This window comes from Yersinia sp. 2541 StPb PI (assembly GCF_052217145.1).
Taxonomy (GTDB): Bacteria; Pseudomonadota; Gammaproteobacteria; order Enterobacterales; family Enterobacteriaceae; genus Yersinia; species Yersinia enterocolitica_E.
Genome location: NZ_JAZGQB010000001.1, coordinates 2,919,038 through 2,940,053 on the forward strand (window position 1 = coordinate 2,919,038; position 21,016 = coordinate 2,940,053).

Below are 21,016 nucleotides of genomic sequence, written 5' to 3' on the forward strand. Positions count from 1 at the left end.
GTATGTTGCAGCTACGGTCGGTGGGGCTATCGCTGTTTCTGACCATCTTCTATTCTCTGAGTTGGCTCGCCCTGTGGACCATCAGTTTTTATCTCAGTAATGACGGTTTACACGCCGTTTTACTGCTGCCGCAAGGGCTACGGCTGGCCTTAATGATTCTGCTACCCCGCCGTTATTGGCCGGTACTGCTGCTGGCCGAATCTGGGATGTTGTGGTGGTTGTATAGCGAAAAGTTACAAGTTACGGCCTTAATTGTGCTTTCATCGGCGCTGAGTTTATTGCCCGCCTGGCTGAGTCAACGTTTCTGGCATCACTACACCCTTTATTGGCAACGGCTGTTACTTTTACTCACTGCGGTGACGGGCAACAGCTTACTGCACGGCTTCGTACTGGGTTTTTGGCTACCTTTATCGTTAACGCAGACCCTGCTTGCCACCTTTACCGGCGGTATTTTGCTAGTCCCCTTTACCTATCTTATCTATGAATATTTAAAGCAGCAGCACATCCGTAACCTGTTTTCCCAACAGATGCCCGATCCGCCGCTGCGTACCTCGCTACTGATTTGGTGCTCGCTTATTTTTGCCATTGGCGTGTGTATACAGGTTGCTATTACGCCGAATATGGAGCGCCTGTTGCTGATTTTTGTTTTTCTGCCCAATGTGTTTATGGCTTACAAATTCGGTTGGCAAGGGGGGGTATTGGCTGCGGTATTAGGCAGCCTGATGATAACAGTCACCCGTCAGGCCAGTGGCGCGTTTCATGACCTGGCGGAACTGGAGCTGTTCCTCTCGACCCAAGCCCTGCTGGGGATGACGCTGGGTATCGCTATCAGCCGTCAGCAGCAACTGACACAACATCTGCACCGTTACCGCAATCAGTTAGAACAAGAATTACAAACTCGCCGCAAACTAATGGAGCGGTTGGTGCATACCGAGGAGGATGTGCGCAAAGAGATTGCACGCGAGTTGCATGATGAGATTGGTCAGAATATCACTGCAATTCAAATCCAGGCGATGTTAGTCAACCGCAGCGCCCCCTCCGCGGCAGCGCAATCCGCAGCAAATCAGATAAGCACCCTGTCGCAACGTATTCATCAAACCACGCGCCAACTGTTACGCCAGTTACGTCCGCCAGTTCTGGATGAAATGCCGCTGGATCAAGCACTGCACCATCTGGCTGAAGAATTTGCTTTTGCCGAGCAAGGTATCAACTTCCAACTGGATTATGCGCTGCCACCCGACCCTGGTGAAGATGCAGTGATATTCACCCTGTATCGATTGGTGCAGGAGTTATTGAACAATATTAATAAGCATGCCAAGGCACACAATATTCACGTCAGCCTGCGCATCGGTAACAATATCATCACGCTGGACGTGCGCGATGATGGCATGGGTATTCCGGTACAACCGCCTGGAGGTGGTTTTGGCCTGCGTGGCATTGAAGAACGGGTGCGCGCACTGGGGGGAGACTGGTTACTGCAACGCCGGCTAGGTACCCGGGTGGTGGTCAATCTACCCACTCACGTCCGCAGTAATGACACTGTGAACCTGCCCACAAAATTGAATCAAAAGTCTTCATAAATAAGCATTATTCCTAGCCGCCTAAAACCTTGTCTCATCTCTTTCACTTTCACCTTCCCTACACTCAACTCACTTACTGGAGGAATCCATGCCTGCATCGTACACGTCGTCGAAGACTTTACCCCCCGAGCCTTTGACGCCGGAACAGGTGAATGCGCGTTATCGCTATTGGCGGCCGCGCCTGATGGCCGCCATGGTGATGGGTTACGCCGCCTTTTATTTAACGCGTAAAAGTGTCAATTACGCGATGCCAGTGATGCAACTGGAACTGGGGTTGGACAAAGGGGATATCGGCTTACTCGGCACCCTGTTTTACCTGGCTTACGGCGGTTCTAAATTTGTCTCCGGTATCGTCAGCGACCGGACTCAAGCCCGCTGGATTATGGGCATCGGCCTGATGATGACCGGGGTGCTGAATGTGGTGTTCACCCTATGCCACACCCTACCCGCACTGTTAATTGTGTGGACCTTGAATGGCTTCTTTCAGGGATGGGGCTGGCCGCCATGCGCCAAATTGCTCAGCACATGGTATTCACGCAGTGAACGCGGTAGCTGGTGGGGATGCTGGAATACCTCTATCAGCATCGGGGGGGCGGCAGTGCCTCTGCTGTCTGCCTTTCTGGCTTCGCACTATGGCTGGCAAGCCGCACTACTGGTACCGGGTGCGATAGGCATCGTATTAGGGATTTGGCTGTGCTGGCAGTTGTGCGATAAGCCGCAACAGCAAGGTTTGCCGACTATCGGCCAATGGCGGCGCGATCCACAGGATCAATGGCAGGAGCAACAAAGCCCGCCGATGCCGATGGGGCGTATTTTACGTGATGCCATTTTAGGTAATCGCACCATCTGGTTGCTGGGGGTCTCTTATGTGCTGGTCTATTTGATCCGCATTGCTCTCAACGACTGGGGCAATATCTGGCTGGCGGAGAGCCATGGGGTCAATTTGCTCAGTGCCAATGCCACGTTGTCGTTATTTGAGTTAGGTGGATTATTTGGCGCGCTGTTTGCTGGCTGGGGATCAGATCTGTTATTTCGTGGTCAACGGGCACCGATGATTTTGTTATTCGCGCTGGGGTTATTTCTGACTATGACCGCGCTGTGGTTGGCACCGGTACATAACTATCCGCTGCTGTCAGTGACATTTTTCAGTATCGGTTTTTTTGTTTTCGGGCCGCAAATGCTCATTGGATTGGCGGCAACGGAATATACCCATAAAGACGCCGCCGGTACGGTCACTGGATTTCTCGGATTATTTGCCTACCTCGGTGCAGCACTCGCGGGATGGCCACTGGCGCAAGTATTGCAACATTATGGCTGGCAAGGTTTTTTTGCCTTACTGACGCTGGCATCAGCCGGGGTTGGGTTGCTATTAATGCCGCTATTAATGACCGGTATGAATTTGTCGGGGTTGGAACCCGCGCAAAAGAGATTCGCCCCACAAGATAAAGATAATCTTTAGCCCGCAATGGAACGCAGGTGAGTAGCACCTAAAAAAGAAAATAAAACAGTACGTTACGTGAAGTCAGCACGACCTCTACCCTACAACATCAGCCCGACCTGTCACCCCGTATCGGCGACAAAAAGGGATAAAAGGATAATGTTATGAAACTCGCACCACTCTCAGTTCTGATTGCCGCCGGCCTCGCCCTGAGCGCCTTGACTACTGTCGCCAAAGCCGAAGGCCGTCTGGTGATTTATTGCAGTGCCACCAATGCGATGTGTGAAGAAGAAGCCAAAGCCTTTGGGGCAAAATACGATGTAAAAACCAGCTTTATTCGTAATGGTTCCGGCAGCACGCTGGCCAAAGTGGATGCTGAGAAAAAGAACCCGCAGGCCGATGTTTGGTATGGCGGCACTCTGGATCCACAATCTCAAGCGGGTGAAATGGACCTGCTCTATCCTTACCAGTCACCTAATCTGACGCAAATAATGCCGCAGTTCCGTGATCCGGCCAAACGCAAAGGTAACTACTCTTCAGCGGTTTACATCGGCATTTTAGGCATGGGCGTGAATACCGACCGCTTGAAAGAAAAAGGTCTGCCAGAGCCAAAATGTTGGAAAGACCTGACCAACCCAGTTTACAAAGGTGAAATTCAGATTGCTGATCCACAAAGCTCCGGTACCGCCTACACCGCGTTGGCAACTTTTTCACAATTATGGGGTGAAGATGCCGCCTTCGATTACCTGAAAAAACTGAATACCAACGTGTCGCAATACACCAAATCCGGTATTGCCCCGGCCCGGAATGCTGCCCGTGGCGAAACCACAATTGGTATTGGCTTCCTGCACGACTACTCGCTGGAAAAAGAGAAAGGTGCACCGTTGAAATTGATCTCGCCATGTGAGGGTTCCGGCTATGAAATCGGCGGAGTCAGTATCCTAAAGGGCGCTCGTAATCTGGATAATGCCAAGTTATTTGTTGATTGGGTGTTGTCAAAAGAGGCACAAGAACTGGCATGGCAGAAGGGCCAGTCCTACCAGATTCTGACCAATACCACGGCGGCAACCTCACCTAACTCGCTCAAGTTGGATGATCTGAAGCTGATTAACTACGACATGGACACTTATGGTGCCACAGAAATGCGTAAGAAGCTGATCACCAAGTGGGTCAACGACGTCAAGATGGGCCAATAAAAGCCCACAAAGGACTCCGACTCATATAAATAATTTATTTCTATAACCGAGTCATTGGCGTTGCAGCAAGGCAGCAAGTGAATAACAGATCGGTCGGTGACCGGTTTGCATAGCATTTATGCCGGTTCGCAAGGTAAGCGAACATTGCTGTAACGCCAGGGACAAAGGGTATCTGGGGAACACCATGACACATGCACATGCTCTGCGGCTCCCGCAGACACGGGATGCCATTTTCTATTGGCTGGCTTTCGCCGTGGCTGCTTTTGCCCTATTGCCCGCGTTTAGCCTGGATTACGGCCTGCTTGAGGCCAGTCGTTCGGAGCTACTGGCCTCTTATGGTTGGTCTGGCCTTAATATCAGTACGCTGTGGTTTGGCCTGCCGTTACTGCTGCTTTTCAGGCCATTGTCACCCGTTGGTCGCGAACATCGCTACCGCCATCTGTTTGATGCAGGCTATGCCTTATTCTGCGCACTGGTGGTGGTGGTAAGCTCAGCCTGGCTCGGGCGCGGGTTAGGATTTGCCACTATCGGGCTGTTTATCGCTCTGGGGGCAATCATTACTCTGGCGCTGGCACGCCTTGAATGGCTGGGTGGTGACCGTTTTGTACTCGGATCACTGGTGACTATCATTGCCCTGATCACCGTTTTTATTCTGTTCCCCAGTATTGCCATTTTTATCCCGATCTTTACCGATGAGAGTGGCGCTTTTGCACCGTGGCAGTTTATGGCAATCCTCGGTCAAGCGCATATCCTGCAAGTTATCTGGAATTCGTTCCTGCTGTCGGTGGCGGTTGGCATAGGTTGTACCTTTTTCGGTATGGTGCTGGCTATCTATACCACACGTATTGCCAAACGCTCCGCTTTGCTGGGGCGCATCTTCTCAATTCTGCCTATTGTTACCCCACCCTTTGTCGTCGGGCTGGGTGTAACCTTGATGATGGGCCGCTCCGGCTATGTGACAGAGTTGATGGTCACTTGGTTCGGACTGACCAATACCAACTGGTTATATGGCTTCACCGGCATCTGGCTGGCACAAGTTTTAGCCTTTACGCCGATGTCATTTATGATCCTCGATGGCGCAATCAAAACTATCCACCCGTCGCTGGAGGAAGCCTCTTATACCTTGCGGGCCAGCCGTTGGCAGACCTTTATGCAGGTGTTTTTACCCTTGCTAAAACCGGCATTGGCCAACTCATTCCTAATCGTCATTGTGCAATCACTGGCTGATTTCAGTAACCCATTAGTGTTGGGTGGTAACTTTGACGTGCTGGCTACCCAAATCTACTTCTATATCACTGGTGCACAACTTGACTATCCAGCAGCCTCCACGCTGGGGGTTATCTTGCTGATGTTTTCACTGTTTATCTTCTGCATTCAGTATATGTGGATAGGTAAACGCTCTTACGTCACCATTTCTGGTAAGTCTTCTCGGGGCGATGTCCAGCCATTACCGGTATCACTGGTGTGGGGCACCACCGCCATGCTGTATGTGTGGATTGCCTTTAACGTCTTACTGTATGGCAGCATTTTCTACGGCAGTTTCACCGTCAACTGGGGGGTCGATTACACCCTGACGCTGAATAACTTTAATCAGCTATTTGGTCAAGGTTTCAGTGACGGCGCATGGCCTTCTCTGCTCGATACGCTGCTCTATGCGGGTATTGCTGCCCCTATCACCGCCGCCTTTGGTCTGCTGATTGCCTATATCGTGGTGCGCCAACAGTTCCGTGGTAAAAAAACCATCGAATTCAGCACCATGTTGTGCTTCGCGGTACCGGGTACGGTCGCGGGGGTGTCCTATATTCTGGCCTTTAACAGTGCCCCGGTGTACCTGACCGGTACTGCCGCCATCGTTATTATCTCTATGGTGATGCGTAATGTGCCGGTAGGGATACGCGCGGGGATTGCCGGGCTGGGACAACTGGATAAATCATTGGATGAGGCATCACTTAGTCTGCGGGCGGGTTCGCTGCGTACGGTGATTTATATTCTACTGCCGTTGCTACGCCCGGCGATTCTATCGGCGCTGATTTACAGTTTTGTGCGCGCCATGACTACCGTCAGTGCCATCGTCTTCCTGGTAACACCTGATACACGGGTCGCCACCTCTTACATCCTTAACCGGGTGGAAGATGGCGAATACGGTATTGCCATCGCTTATGGTTCGATTCTGATTGTGGTCATGCTCGCCATCATCTTCCTGTTTGATTATCTGGTTGGCGAAGCGCGTACTGCCCGCTCGAAAGCCAGTAATGCTGAATAATGACGTACTGATAAGGCTGAATGCTATGTCTACTATAAATACAGTATCTACTCAAAATAATCTGTCAGAGCAAAAGACAGCCACTGGCGATAAGAAACATTTCGTCGAGCTAAAACACGTCACCAAGCGTTTTGGTAGCAATATCGTGATTGACAGTCTCAATCTGGCTATCCCTAAAGGGGAAATGGTCACCCTGCTGGGGCCATCGGGTTGTGGTAAAACCACGGTATTACGGCTGGTTGCCGGGCTAGAAAAACCGTCCGGTGGACAAATCTTTATCGATGGTGAAGATGTGACTGACCGATCTATCCAGCAACGGGATATCTGCATGGTATTCCAGTCCTATGCCTTGTTCCCGCACATGTCACTGGGCGAAAACATTGGCTATGGTCTGAAAATGCTGGGCCTGCCGAAAGATGAGATTCGAGATCGTGTACAAGAAGCCTTAGCGTTAGTAGATTTAGACGGCTTTGCCGATCGCTTCGTGGATCAAATATCCGGTGGGCAGCAGCAACGTGTTGCGCTGGCAAGGGCACTAATCCTCAAACCTAAAGTGCTGCTTTTTGATGAACCGCTCAGTAATCTGGATGCTAATTTGCGCCGCAGCATGCGTGATAAAATTCGAGAATTGCAGCAGCAGTTTAATATTACCTCGCTGTATGTTACCCACGACCAAAGTGAAGCCTTTGCCGTGTCTGATACCGTGCTGGTGATGAATAAAGGTAAAATAATGCAAATTGGTGCGCCACAAGAACTGTATCGCCATCCCGCCTCGCATTTTATGGCCAGTTTCATGGGTGACGCTAACGTCTTTCCAGCCACTATTCACAGCAGTAGCGTTGAAATCTTCGGTTATCACATCCCTAAACCACAGGGATTTGCCGCCCAACGGCAACAGTCCACCGTAGGTGTACGACCAGAGGCTATCACGCTAAGTCAGCAAGGTGAGCCAAGCCAGCGGTGTACTATTAATAAAGTGGCTTATATGGGGCCGCAATATGAGGTACTGGTGGATTGGCAAGGTCAATCTTTGCTATTGCAAGTAAATGCCACACAACTGCAACCCGCCCCCGGTGACAGTTATTATCTGCAAATCCATCCCTATGGCATGTTTGTTCTGGCTGATACTCCCCAGTAGACTTGTTGGCGAGCAGCGTAACAATACGTTGCTCGCTCTTTCGTTAAACAATCGGCCGTTTTTTGCGCAAGGATTGAGCTAAAAGCCAAAATTCTCAATAAGTTGCGCAAACTGTAAGCAAACAATCCAAATTTACTGTTTCCCCTTTGACATGTTCCTCATACCCCGCTATTATTCGCCCCGTTCACACGATTCCTCTGTAGTTCAGTCGGTAGAACGGCGGACTGTTAATCCGTATGTCACTGGTTCGAGTCCAGTCAGAGGAGCCAAATTAGAGAAGCCCGCTTAGGCAACTAAGCGGGCTTTTTATTTTAATCCTGTAGATTCACGCTCCGCCGCAGTTTTGCGATAGTTAATGTATTATCATTAATTGCATTAGGTTACCATCCGCAAACCATTATCAGATAGGACCTATCTCCCTGATATTCATACTAGAATAACCCACACAATAGATTATAGAAGTTTCCTACACCCTACTCTGAAAAGTCGTATATATTTACATTTGGAATTATAAATTAACTATTTCTTCTCTGTTTTTCTGAATAATCTATTTTAAATTTAATAAAAAAATTCCTAATTCGTTTATAATCAATTCACTAGGCAGAATAAGGTTGCGGTGATGAGTTGACTTCAGCGGGCTATACATGAGTAAGAATCTTTTCTTGATAATCTATAATTAGAGATTAGAATCACCGAAATAGTACTTTGGGCATCGGCAGCGTGGTTCTTGTTTATCTCGTCTTGGGTAATCATTTGGAGTCGATCGGTGCGAGTGAGGAGCAGTGAATTAACTCTGCGAATCCCAAGATATAACGATTTACGGAGAGAACATGACAAAATCAGTGATGATAGTTGATGACCACCCGGCTATTCGTGTCGCCATTCGTGCATTACTATCACAAAGTAACGAATTTTCAACCATTTACGAATCGGTTGATGGCAGTGAAGCCTTAGAGATTTTAAAAAACAACCCTGTTGATCTGGTTATTATCGATATTGAGTTACCTAACTTCGATGGTTTCTCATTGTTGAAAAAACTACAGCAACGTGGATTTACAGGCAAATCATTATTCTTGTCCGCCAAGAATGAGCAAGTTTTTGCGGTACGGGCATTACAGGCCGGTGCCAACGGTTTCATCAGTAAAAATAAAGATATTAGCGAAATTCTTTTTGCTGCACAGAACGTATTACGTGGGTATTCTTTCTTCCCCTCTGAAACGTTGACCCAATTAGCCGGGCAACCTTCCAGCCATGATCCTGTCAATCGGGCGCGGTTGTTGTCAGAACGAGAAATTAATGTTTTACGTTATCTGGTGAATGGTTTGTCAAATAAACAGATTGCCGACGAAATGTTTATCAGTAACAAAACTGTCAGTACCTATAAAACCCGCATCTTGACCAAATTAGGGCTAAGTTCCGTAATTGAACTGGCAGATTATGCGCATACCCATAATTTGGTATAATTCAGGCGGCTCAGGTTTACCACGGGCAATCTTATCTTTACCGAGTAGGTTATCTTTGCGAATTCTTCTTTACTGTTTGCTGTTGCTTAGCGGGCAGCTTAATGCCGCAATGATGACCGGTCGTCAGGGGTGCGATACTGGGCAGCCATTGACGATACACAGTATCGCTAATAGCTACAGTGAAGACCTATTACTGACACCTTCCACGGACACTCGCCAATCAAGCCGGCGCACGGTGAAAGTGGGGGTGGTCATGGATGCCAATACTCCTTTTGTCGTTAACCGTGATGATAATGCCATTGAAGGTATTGTTGCGGATTACCTGAAAATAATCAGTGATGCCAGCCAATTATCTTTCCAGATGATCGGTTATTGCGATTACGGGTTAGTTTTGAATGCATTGGAAAATGGCCAGATTGACTTAATGGCCGGGACACCTATGCCCCCTCAGCCGGGGCTGATAGCTTCCCATGCCTTCTTTACCAACCGGCATGTCGAAGTTCGCAGCAAAAATTGGGACCCGACCAAACGTACCCACCCAGAAACGGTGGCTATCGTTAATAACGAGCCACTCTCCCCTGAGTTTTTATTTAATTATCATGCCGATAAAATTGTTGCCTACCCCAACCAATTGCAGGGGTTGTTGGCTGTCGCCTATGGTAATGCCGATGTCTTTGTCGCGAATGCCACAACAGCTAACTATCTGATTGATCAGTTACAATTGCTGACGTTGCAAATTCGTAACTTTGCGCCTTATCACCCTGCCCCTTACACATTCCTAGCGAGGGAAAGTAATCAAAAGCTGATTGACTACATTAATCAGATTTTAGAATTATTACCGACCCGCGCGACCGGTGATATTCAGCAACGCTGGTTTGGTAGCAAACATCATTACAATATTGATGCCAAGTTACTGTTGACCGAACAAGAGGTGAGCTGGATTCAGCACCATCCGGTGGTGACTTATGTCGCCCCACTTGATCTGGCACCACTGATATTCCGCGATCGTCAAACCGGACAAATGGCCGGTTTCTCAGTCGATCTTATCGATATTATCGCGCGCCGAACCGGGATTAAATTTGAACCGGTTTATACCAAAGATACCGGTGAAGGGGTGCGTGATTTTATCGCCGGTAAAACCGATTTACTGCCGATTGTAGCCGTTCGCAACGGTATGTATGGTAACAACCTTTACTCCTCACCAGTAGCTCAATCCTTATGGGGAATATTGACGCGCGAAGATCGCCTGGATATCAACAATGTGGCAGATCTAGCAGGAAAGCGCGTGGGGATACAAGCGGGTAGTGCTTCTGGCGGGATTATTGGTAACCCCCTGTTAGCTCAAAAGATTACCTTTGTCCAAGCCCCGGATACCATGACACTGGTGCGTTGGTTGCAGCAAGGTAAAGTGGATGCTGTCGTTAAGAATATGATGACCGCCAACTACCTGTCAGCTCAGAATTTTAGCCCGAATATAAAAACGGTCGCGGTTGCAGGTGAAGAACCGCTGATGATGGCATTTGCCATCCGCCCAGACCTGCCCGAATTAAAAGCCATTATTGATAAAGTAATTGAATCTATTCCACCAGAAGAGTTAGACAACTTAATTAGTGAATGGAGTACCTTCAAGCCTAAGCCAATAAGTTTTGATGAAGACTCATCAGATAATGAATGGCTGATGATGGCGTTGAAAATAAGTTCAGGGCTATTGTTGGTCTTCGGTCTATACCTGTGCTATCTGGTGTTCAATAAGCGCCGCCAGGCCAAGTTGCTACATGCCCGTTTGCTACAGCAAGAATCGATTATCAATGCATTGCCCTTTGCGGTCTTTATTCGTACAACCAATGCCGAGTTAGCCGTTTATAACAGCCACTTTGCTGCGGCTCACCAAGATAAGCTTCACGATTTGCTCAATCAGGATATTGAACAAGCCAACTGGCCGATGACCAGTCCGCTTGATCGCGAGATAGATAAATACTGTCGTTATGTATTACAGGACAGAAAACCACAAATGGTGGATTTATCTCTTGAAATCAATGGTGAGCTACGGGATATCTTCCTATGGATTATTCCACTGGACAATGCCGAACGCAGTTTACTGGGCGGCTGGCTGGACATTAGCCAACGTAAAACCGTTGAGCGTGAGTTAGAAGCGGCCCGTGTCGAAGCCGAAAGCGCCAACCGGACCAAGAGTACGTTCCTTGCCACAATCAGTCATGAACTGCGAACGCCAATGTACGCCATTATGGGCTTATTGGAGCTGGAGATCCGCAGCTCCCAGCCGGTTGATAAAGATACACTGATTACCGTGTCCAAATCAGCTCAATCGTTGATGTTACTGCTTGATGACATCATCGACTCTGCCAAAATTGAAGCCGGCCAACTGAGTGTTCACCCTGCGGTGGTAGATTTCCGCCAGGAAATGGAACGGATGCTGACTATCTATCAACCCATCGCCGATGAGCGTGGGCTTCAATTCTCGGGTTGGCTGGATGACCAAATCCCTCACCTGCTGATGGCAGATATGCTCAGAGTGCGACAAGTGATGGGTAATCTGTTAGGTAACGCGTTGAAATTTACCGAACAAGGTAGTGTTTCGGTGGATGTGACTTGGGAGCCGACGGATGATAAGCATGGCGTAATGAATATCGATATTACCGATACCGGTATTGGTATTTCTCCAGCGGCACAGGCCACGCTGTTCCAACCCTTTAGCCAGGCGAATGAAGGTAAATCACCCCGTTTTGGCGGCTCAGGGCTAGGGCTTTGGATCTGCCATCAATTGATTCATAAAATGGGCGGGCAAATCAGCTTAGAAAGCCAGCTCGGCAAAGGCACCAGTTTGTTTATTACTTTACCACTGGAGATTGCCACTGCTGAGGATTTACCGCCAGATGCGACTATTCTGCATGCCGATGAAAAGCAGTTGGACCAGTTGAAAAATCTACGTGTTCTGGTGGTGGATGACCTTCCGGCCAACCGCCAGTTACTTCAGCAGCAATTGGCCTTTATCGGCATCGAACAGGTGATGAGCGCAGAAAATGGCGCAGAAGCCTGGAAAATATTGCAACATTACAGTTTTGATATCGTCATCACCGATTACAACATGCCGCTGATGAATGGCTATGAACTTGCCGCCCATATCCGCAATAGTCCGGCAATGAAGGAGATGATAATCATTGGCTGTACCGCAGATGCGCGGGAAGAGAGCGTAACTCGCTGTTCTGATGCTGGTATGAATGATTGCATGGTTAAACCGGTGACTATTGACACCTTACGCACTGTTTTGCTCCATCAACAGATTGTCGGTAACGATGTCGAGGCGAATTATCATCACACTACCGGCGACGATGGTCCCAATACGATGGAGATGAGCCATCAGGAAAATAGGAACTCAGCCGCGGACAACAGTGAGACCCCAAAAACGCAACAGCCCCCTATTGTCGCAGCACAAGATAAATTGAAATCGCTCTCGGGTGGCAGAGCTGAGGTAGAGTTGCAGTTATTACAATCGTTGCTGGAAAGCAATGTGCAGGATACTGCCGCGCTAACGAAACTGTTTGACCATCTGATAACGGATGATAGCAGTACGAATGCTAGCGATATTTATAACGAAATGGCAACGTTGGTGCACCGGATCAAAGGCGCGGTACAACTGATTGATGCGCAAGATCTGGTAGATTGTTGTATCAGATTCGAATCCCTGTTACTCGCTCATGATAGGCCAGCAGTCATTTCACTTGGAGCAGACTATCTGAAACAGTTAACGGAGACTAATCAGTTATTAGTTAAGCTGGTTGCCTCATACGCCGAAATAGATAGCGATACCCCCGATTAAATAAATATTTAAAGAGTGCTTTCATCTAAAGCCCGCCAGTACATACTTGGTGGGCTTTTTTATTTATCAAGTAATCATTCCTGCGTGATAGCAAAAACACAATTTCATATTTAATTAAAATAAACAACATAAGATATTGAAATTAAAATAATTTATAGTTTTTACTTTTTTTAATCGACTAAGTTCCTACACCTTTTGTGGGAAATTTCACATATAAAACAAGGACGCCTCTCATTTTATCTGTCTCTATTTCCCCCTACACTAGCCTCGGCCCGGATACCAAATAGCACAGCTCAATCGCGGCTGACTTTATTCAACTTAATGATCGCTCATTGTGATGAATGCTAGAGGTCTCCGTACAACGAAATATAAATTATAAAATTAAGTAGGAATTAAATGGGAAAGACTCTAATGACGTTGGTGCTACTTACCCTGCCGGGTATGGCGTTAGCTGCAACCTCAAATAACACTATCAAGTTTCAGGGAGAGGTAGCCGAACAGACTTGCATGGTGGATATCAATGGCACAGCTAACACCCCGGTAGTTTTGTTACCAACAGTCTCGACCAGCAACCTGAATCAAGTTAATTCAGTTGCAGGTAAAACCAATTTTACGATTAACCTAACCGGCTGCAATATCGCCATTCAAGACACCAAGATCAGTTCGGTTTTTCAGGGGATGAACGTCACTTCGGCGGGTAATTTGGGCAATGTGGGTACAGCTCAAAATGTTGCTATTCAGTTACTTGATACCAATGGTGCCCCAATTCGCATGTCTGGTGGCAGTGTTGAAGTACCGGGGATCACCTTGGTCGCCGGTGCAACCTCAGCATCACAGGATCTGGCGGCTCAATATATTACGGAAGAAGGTCGTGCGACCGCCGGGAGCGTTATTGCTTCCGCACAATACGCGATCACCTATCCCTGACTATTCATGAGATCCAAGCCATATCATGAATACGTTGCCAATCGGTAACGAAGCCGAAACAAACCAGAAGTATCAAGGATAAGTAATTGCTATGACACTGATTGCCCACAGAATGATCGCCTGCTCGTTGCTGCTGCTCAGCGGCGTACCCTTATGGACGCAAGCCAGTGTTGTCATGACCGGTACTCGTATTATTTATCCCGAAGGTACGCGGGAAAAAGTAATACAGCTCAGTAACAAAGATGACCATCCGAATTTAGTCCAATTATGGATGGACGACGGTAATAACCAGTCTTCGCCATCAAAAAGTGATGTCCCTTTCACACTGACACCACAGATATTCCGTATGGAAGCCCAAAGTGGGCAAGTGGTACGATTGTCATATATTGAGCGCCATTTACCCAAAGATCGTGAATCAGTTTTCTATCTTAACTTCTTGCAGATCCCCGCGTTAAAAGCAGATAAGCAGACCGAAAACAAACTGGTTTTGATCGTTAATAACCGAATGAAAGTTTTTTACCGCCCTGCGGCATTAAAAGAAAATGTCGATACATTAGGTGAAAAGATACGCGTTACTCTGGATGGCACTAGCGGTGATAAAATCAAGATAAGTAACCCGACGGGTTATTATATCAGCCTGCGTGATGCCAAATTGGTCAGTGATGGGAAAACGATTTCGTTCGCCACCAGTGAGATGTTCTCGCCCAATTCGACCACTGATTTAGCCTTACCCGCTGGGGTTAAGGCCAAAAAGGGCGAAGTGCTGACGCTGAACGTGGTTAATGATTATGGCACCAACATTTCCACGAATTATCATTTGTAGTCCAGCCGTGATGATAATCCAGACGGTGCCCAGTTATAGAGATAACCAGTGAGGTTTGCTCCCTGGTTATCCTATTTGCTAACGCACGGTTTACTGGCGAGCCATTTCGTGTCAGCAGCAGAGCAGAGTAATCAAGACGAATATGTATTTGAGGATGCGTTAGTCCGCGGCTCAGCGCTCGGCTTAGGCTCTATCTCCCGCTTTAATAAAAAAGACTCTTATCAAGAAGGCAAATATCAGGTTGATCTCTATATGAACAACAATTTTGTTGATCGTATAGAAATGATATTTATTGCAAAAAATGATGCGGTTATTCCCTGTTTGTCAGTCGCACTACTGCAACAAGCCGGCGTCACTGAGGAGGCGCTGAAGAACAGCGACCCAAAAGATGACTGTCTGGATTTTAAAACCACCTTGCCAGCCAGTGACTATCGCTTTGATTACGCCAAGTTGCGCTTCGACTTGTCGGTACCACAGCTGTTCGTTAAAAAAGTGCCGCGTGGCTATGTTGACCCCCATAATTTAACCTCGGGGGATACCATTGGTTTCAGCAATTACAACTTGAACCAATATCACGTGGGCTATAACAAAGATGGAATTAAGCGTTCAACCAACTCAACTTATCTCAGCCTAACTAATGGTATCAATGCTGGCATGTGGCGCTTGCGTCAACAGGGTTCATTGCGCTATGACCCTACCCGAGGAGCCGACTGGACCTCTAACCGGCTATACAGCCAACGCGCGCTGCCCGCCATAGGCAGTGAAGTGACCTTGGGCCAAACGTTCAGCGCTGGTCAGTTTTTCTCCAGCTTGGGTTTTAACGGCATCGCATTGGCCACTGATGACCGCATGTTGCCTGAATCGCAACGCGGCTATGCCCCTATTGTGCGAGGGATTGCCAGAACCAATGCCAAAGTCACGGTTTATCAAAACAATCGGTCTATTTACCAAACCACTGTGTCACCAGGACCGTTTGAATTTAATGATTTATCAGCCACCAATTTCGGCGGTGACCTGACGGTAGAAATTCAGGAAGCGGATGGCAGCGTAAGCACCTTTCAGGTGCCATTCTCTTCCGTGCCGGAGTCGTTGCGCCCCGGTTATTCCCGCTATAGCTTCGCCGCTGGGCAAGTGCGGGATCTGAGCAGTAATGAAGTGTTCAGTGAACTGACTTATCAACGAGGGGTCAGTAACGCCATTACCGCCAATACCGGGCTACGCGTGGCATCAGGTTATCAGGCCATCATGCTGGGGGGAGTCTTTACCCACTATATTGGTGCCTTAGGGCTGGATGCTACCTATTCGAATGCCAGGCTAGCGGATGACAACAGTGATGGTGATGAACGGCAGCAGGGCTGGATGGCGCGAGCCTCCTTCAGCCGCACGTTCGAAGCTACCAATACCACATTATCCGTGGCGGGTTACCGCTATTCTACCGAGGGTTATCGCGATTTAAGTGATGTTTTGGGGGTACGTGCAGCCCGTAATGGCAAAGTCTGGAATTCAGATACTTACCGGCAACGCAGCCGGGCAGAAATATCGATGAATCAGAGTTTTAACAGCTACGGTTCTCTGTATTTGACCGCGTCTTCACAGGATTATCGCAATGACCGCAAGCGGGATACACAGTTGCAATTAGGCTATGCCAATACTCTGTGGCGCGATACCAGTTTCAATATTGCGGTCTCACGACAAAAAACCGGGGGCGGCAGCAACGAAACCTCCTTTGTCGACCCCGGTAGCGGCATGCCAGCGGCTAATGGTGCAAATATTCTTGGCATCAGCGAGACTGTGGTGCAGATGTCGGTCTCATTCCCATTAGGTGGTAGTGCGCATGCGCCGTATATCTCCGCCGGTGCTGTCAACAGTAAGCTCAGTGGCGCCAGCTATCAGACCTCATTATCCGGTGTGATGGGCGAGGACCAATCCTCCAGTTACAGTATGGATTTTGCCCGCAGTGAACAAACGAAAGAAAACACCTTTAGTGGCAGTTTACAAAAACGGCTTCCTGTCACTAGTCTGAGCGGCAGTGCGTCCAGCAGCCCTGGTTATTGGCAAGGTTCAGCCAGCGCCCGTGGGGCAGTGGCCTTCCATAGTGGCGGTGTCACACTGGGACCTTATCTGAGTGATACTTTTGCCCTGATCGAGGCCAAAGGCGCCAGTGGTGCCAAAGTGATGTATGGCCAAGGTTCAAGTATTGACAGATTTGGCTATGCACTGGTGCCAACACTCACCCCGTATCGCTACAACACCATTACGCTCAATCCTGATGGCATGGATTTCAATACAGAGCTTCAGGATGGTGAGCGGCAAGTTGCCCCCTTTGCCGGCTCAGCAGTGAAAGTCACTTTCCGCACTCTCAGCGGTTACCCGGTACTCATTACCGTCCGGCTGGCTGATGGTAGTCAGTTACCTATGGGCACCGTGGTATACAGCACGACTGCCGACAGCGACAACAGTGCTCAGCAGCAAAAGAACGAGGTTGGTATGGTTGGTCAGGCCAGCCAGGCTTATGTTCGGGCTGAAGGAACCCGAGGCACACTCATTTTAGTATGGGGCGATGCTACCGATGAACGCTGCCAGTTAAATTACGACTTAGGCACGCCCAATAACGATAAACAGTTATATAAACTCGATGCCTTGTGTGTCGTTACCCAGCATTGAATCAGAGAAACAGTATGAATCCTATAACGACTCACTACGCCAGGTTATACCGATACAAGCCCCTATTCTCACACTATATGGGGTTATTCTTTTCACTCGCATTACTGAGCACCAGCTTACCCAGTTATGCACAATGTGTTTGGAAAGGCGCCAATATCGGTGGTGATAACTACGGTGCGTCCTTGCAATTAGGTAATATCAATATAACCAGTAATTACATTCAGCCTGTCGATTCAATCCTGGCCTCCAGCATTATCAGCTTGGTACCCGCCCGTTTCTGGTCAGACCCAGAAGCGGTTATCTATGAATGTGATGTGGCCGATAAAGACAGTTTATTTGAAGTTTTTGCGACTAATGGCGACAGTAATGTCGGCGGCTACAGCAATATGGGTGATAACTATTTTCAGACTTTCTTCCCCTATACCGCATTGAAACTGACTCATGTTGATACTGGCGTCGAATTCACCCGCATCTGGCAGCAGGTCCCGTTGAGAAAGTACGACGTAGTCGGGAATAAAATTCAAATTAAGGGTAAACATTTCAGCCAAATTCGTGCTGAGCTAAAAAAAGTAGGTTCTGTAGACCGCACGCCCGGCCCTTCCAGTTGGGGATGTTCTGGTCCTGCGGCTGATAACTATTCGGGTAGCTATTCCTGCAATCAACCCAACGGTTACGTGGTATTCAAAGGGCCTGGCATGCCAGTACCGGAAACCGGCTATGACTCAGCAACCAATTACCAAACATGGGGAAGTGGCCGCTATATGGCATTTGGTATGAATACCTCTCCGGTCTCTGTCCTGACACGCAAAAATACCTGCGTAGTACGTAACGTCACACCTTATGTGGTTTTCCCTATTATCACCGTGAACGAACTTAATGATAATCAATCACGCAGCGCGGATATCACTGTCGATATCGAATGCCAGTCGGGTACGGAATCTGGCATTAATAGTGGGCAAACTGCGCTGGGCATCCAAACTTCATTACCCGGTTATCTGAAAGCACAAGGACTCGGGTTAGTAAACGCAGCTGGCGGCGTGAGTTATCTTTTATCAGACCACTATGGTACTGACAAAAATATAGCCACCGGCGTGGGAATCAGCCTGAGTGACAGCAGCGGTGCGGCAATGAATTTTGTTGGTTGGGGAGGATGTGTCAGTAATTGCAATGCCAATACCAACGCGGGTTGGTACCCGGTACTCACGGGTGCCAGCGCTAATGGCAGCAATGGTGCTGGTTATGATAACTATTCACATCACTTTGTCGCCACCTTGAAAAAATTACCTAACGGCACGCCTACTGCTGGCAAAGTCGATGCGACCGCTTACGTTTTGGTGAAGATACAATGAGACTCCTCTGCCTATTTTTACTGATGTTGAGCATCAGCCAACACACCATGGCCGGTTTAGTGGCCGGTTCAACCCGCATGATTTATCAGCCTGAATCGCGTGAGCGCACCCTGATGTTGGCTAATACCAATGATTATCCGGTCGTGGTGCAGACCTGGATTGATGATGGCGATGTGGACAGCACTCCCGATCAGAGCAAAGCGCCTTTCATTGTCTTGCCTGCTGTTTTTAAAATGCAGGCAGGAGCGGCTCAAGGGCTGCGCATTATCAATAAAGGTGACAATCTGCCGACAGATCGAGAGTCTGTTTATTGGCTCAATCTGTATGAAATTCCGCCTAAATCCCGGCGCAACATCGATGCTCAAGCCCAGGTTGCTATGGCGATGAATACCCAAATGAAAATATTCTACCGGCCTGATGGGCTAACGCCGAAACCGGCTGAGGCAATGAAAAAAGTCAGTTTTACCCTTAAGAAGAAAAACAAAGAATACATTCTCACTGCCCATAACCCCACACCATACCATGTATCTTTTGGTCAGGTTCAGCTAGAAAACCAACAACAACGCTTTCTGATAGCACAAGAGATGGACATGATGGTCACACCCTTTGCTGAACGCCAATATCATTTTGAACAGCAGCCTACCTCACTCAATGGTGAAGTAACCTTGAACTATGTTTATTTTGATGATGCTGGTAATCAGCTAAAAAACAGCCAGTTAATAAAAGTGACGTTGTAACGAATTACTGTTTTCACGGATAATCGCAGAGGAATTGCAGCGCTCATGTAATTCCTCTGACAATGCTGGCTACCCGCCGCGAAATTATTACCCTATTGAATTTAGGGGATATTTTACACATGTCCCACTTATGTTGCTTATGTCACTAAAACACACTGCTAAAAGTGTCTTTCCTACTGATTAGCGGGGTTAAATACATAACCTCGGCGTGTAATGTGCGCTTTTCGGTCACTACCGAGCCAATCACCTTCCCCAATACAAACTCGCCTCTCCGCCTTATTAAAAATAACCTCATTTGGCGGGATAACTCACGGGAAAATAAACAAGTTTGCTGAAAAACAAGCCAATAAGCTCATTCTCTCAGCAAACGCACATTTTTAGTGTTTTTCTACTTTGACAAACGTCACCACCCTCGCTATTATTCGCCTCGTTCACACGATTCCTCTGTAGTTCAGTCGGTAGAACGGCGGACTGTTAATCCGTATGTCACTGGTTCGAGTCCAGTCAGAGGAGCCAAATTTGTGTTTTCATGCATCTTCACGAATCTTTATAAGATTTAGATTCAACGAGTTAGTGTGAAAAGTCTTCCCGATGCATTTTCATTTCCCCCTCCGCATCGGGCAAGACTGGTGGTCTGATTTGGGGTCATTTCAGTTCGATTATGGAGTGACCACACTATGTCTCTGAACGACACTAAAATCCGCAGTCTCAAGCCTTCTGAAAAACCTTTCAAAGTTTCCGATTCACACGGTTTGTACCTTTTGGTCAATCCAAGTGGTTCACGTTTCTGGTATCTTAAATATCAAACCGAATCAGGACCATTGACCACGGATTCCATGCCATGGCCTGTAGTGCCCTGATAGAATCTGGTCTGTGGTCATAGAATGCAGTTGAACGCCAGATGAGTCATCAGGAACGCAACAGCCTGCGGGTGGCTTACACCCATAAAGCAGAATATCTCGATGTCCGTAAAGCGATGATGCAGTAGTGGTCGGATTATCTGGATATAAACCGAGAAGGATATGTTGCATCATACGTTCATGCGCAACATAAGACGGCTGGAACAGCCTGACCGATAACTCTTTGATAACAGCAGCCCCTGTAGTTCCAGTCCCCCTGAATTATTTAGCGAATTTCTCAGCTTCTTCGTGAGTAGTGATGAAGCTTTCGCCAAAACCAATCGCAATAAAAACGCCCACGATATAGCCTGCTAGCTTACTGTTTAGAATTTTCTTGAGCATCAATCCCCCAATTCAGAGAAGTCATTATCCTATACCCTTTTAAAATATTGGAGAAGACCCACAATAGTGCAGCCCTATAATTTGAATTATCTTGCAAAAATACACGTACTTTCAGCGATAATGAGTAAATGACATGGTCAAAAGGAAAATTGCCCCATGAATACCGGATTTATCCTGCTCTGCATTTACGGAATTGGGGCTATTGCCTCGACCCTCATCATCTTTCCACTAACACGTGATCAGAGCTTAGCAGTAAGGTGCTTATCATCATCTCTTATCGGATTAACGTGGCCCTTGAGCCTGCCAGTTGCCTTACTGCTTTCGATATTCTGATTAATAATACAGATGGATAAATAATC

14 protein-coding genes, 2 tRNA genes and 1 pseudogene are annotated in these 21,016 nt (G+C 47.8%); all 17 read left to right on the top strand.

What is annotated here, in order from left to right:
• Positions 1–2 precede the first annotated feature (2 nt).
• Complete coding sequence (locus V1953_RS13180; protein ID WP_083159219.1) at positions 3–1,580, top strand: MASE1 domain-containing sensor histidine kinase; 1,578 nt, start codon at positions 3–5, stop codon at positions 1,578–1,580.
• A gap of 88 nt (positions 1,581–1,668) precedes the next feature.
• Complete coding sequence (uhpC, locus tag V1953_RS13185; protein ID WP_083159220.1) at positions 1,669–3,039, top strand: MFS transporter family glucose-6-phosphate receptor UhpC; 1,371 nt, start codon at positions 1,669–1,671, stop codon at positions 3,037–3,039.
• Between the two features lie 143 nt (positions 3,040–3,182).
• On the top strand, positions 3,183–4,214 hold the full coding sequence (locus V1953_RS13190) for an ABC transporter substrate-binding protein (RefSeq protein ID WP_442851031.1): 1,032 nt from the start codon (positions 3,183–3,185) through the stop codon (positions 4,212–4,214).
• A gap of 184 nt (positions 4,215–4,398) precedes the next feature.
• Positions 4,399–6,477 carry an ABC transporter permease gene (locus V1953_RS13195; protein ID WP_372568953.1) on the top strand — a complete coding sequence of 693 codons (2,079 nt, stop codon included), beginning with the start codon at positions 4,399–4,401 and terminating at the stop codon, positions 6,475–6,477.
• 25 nt (positions 6,478–6,502) lie between these two features.
• Positions 6,503–7,615: a ferric ABC transporter ATP-binding protein gene (gene fbpC, locus V1953_RS13200; protein WP_442851032.1), complete on the top strand. Its 1,113-nt coding sequence runs from the start codon at positions 6,503–6,505 to the stop codon at positions 7,613–7,615.
• Positions 7,616–7,808: 193 nt separating this feature from the next.
• Positions 7,809–7,884 (top strand) — tRNA-Asn (locus V1953_RS13205).
• A gap of 561 nt (positions 7,885–8,445) precedes the next feature.
• Positions 8,446–9,078, top strand: coding sequence for a response regulator (locus tag V1953_RS13210; RefSeq protein ID WP_004705218.1), 633 nt, complete (start codon positions 8,446–8,448; stop codon positions 9,076–9,078).
• Between the two features lie 79 nt (positions 9,079–9,157).
• A complete protein-coding gene (locus V1953_RS13215) occupies positions 9,158–12,916 on the top strand; it encodes an ATP-binding protein (RefSeq protein WP_442851326.1) in 3,759 nt (1,252 codons plus the stop codon).
• A gap of 396 nt (positions 12,917–13,312) precedes the next feature.
• The gene (locus V1953_RS13220) at positions 13,313–13,843 is read left to right on the top strand and encodes a fimbrial protein (protein ID WP_083159224.1); all 531 of its coding nucleotides are present in this window, start codon (positions 13,313–13,315) and stop codon (positions 13,841–13,843) included.
• A gap of 91 nt (positions 13,844–13,934) precedes the next feature.
• Entirely contained in the window at positions 13,935–14,666 is a 732-nt protein-coding gene (locus tag V1953_RS13225; RefSeq protein ID WP_083159225.1) for a fimbrial biogenesis chaperone, read from the top strand.
• 48 nt (positions 14,667–14,714) lie between these two features.
• Positions 14,715–17,330 carry a fimbria/pilus outer membrane usher protein gene (locus V1953_RS13230; protein ID WP_083159226.1) on the top strand — a complete coding sequence of 872 codons (2,616 nt, stop codon included), beginning with the start codon at positions 14,715–14,717 and terminating at the stop codon, positions 17,328–17,330.
• 14 nt (positions 17,331–17,344) lie between these two features.
• Complete coding sequence (locus V1953_RS13235; RefSeq protein ID WP_372568951.1) at positions 17,345–18,679, top strand: fimbrial protein; 1,335 nt, start codon at positions 17,345–17,347, stop codon at positions 18,677–18,679.
• Positions 18,676–19,416, top strand: a complete 741-nt coding sequence (locus tag V1953_RS13240) for a fimbrial biogenesis chaperone (protein ID WP_083159227.1) — start codon at positions 18,676–18,678, stop codon at positions 19,414–19,416. Before V1953_RS13235 ends, V1953_RS13240 begins: the two co-directional genes overlap by 4 nt.
• 440 nt (positions 19,417–19,856) lie before the next feature.
• Positions 19,857–19,932: transfer RNA gene (locus V1953_RS13245), tRNA-Asn, on the top strand.
• Between the two features lie 161 nt (positions 19,933–20,093).
• Positions 20,094–20,276: an Arm DNA-binding domain-containing protein gene (locus V1953_RS13250; RefSeq protein ID WP_083159228.1), complete on the top strand. Its 183-nt coding sequence runs from the start codon at positions 20,094–20,096 to the stop codon at positions 20,274–20,276.
• Positions 20,240–20,401 (top strand): annotated as a pseudogene (locus V1953_RS13255) (integrase); the annotation flags it as partial. The gene V1953_RS13250 and the pseudogene V1953_RS13255, both read left to right, overlap by 37 nt.
• Before the next feature lie 412 nt (positions 20,402–20,813).
• Positions 20,814–20,990 carry a GhoT/OrtT family toxin gene (locus V1953_RS13260; protein WP_083159229.1) on the top strand — a complete coding sequence of 59 codons (177 nt, stop codon included), beginning with the start codon at positions 20,814–20,816 and terminating at the stop codon, positions 20,988–20,990.
• The last annotated feature ends 26 nt before the right edge of the window (positions 20,991–21,016 follow it).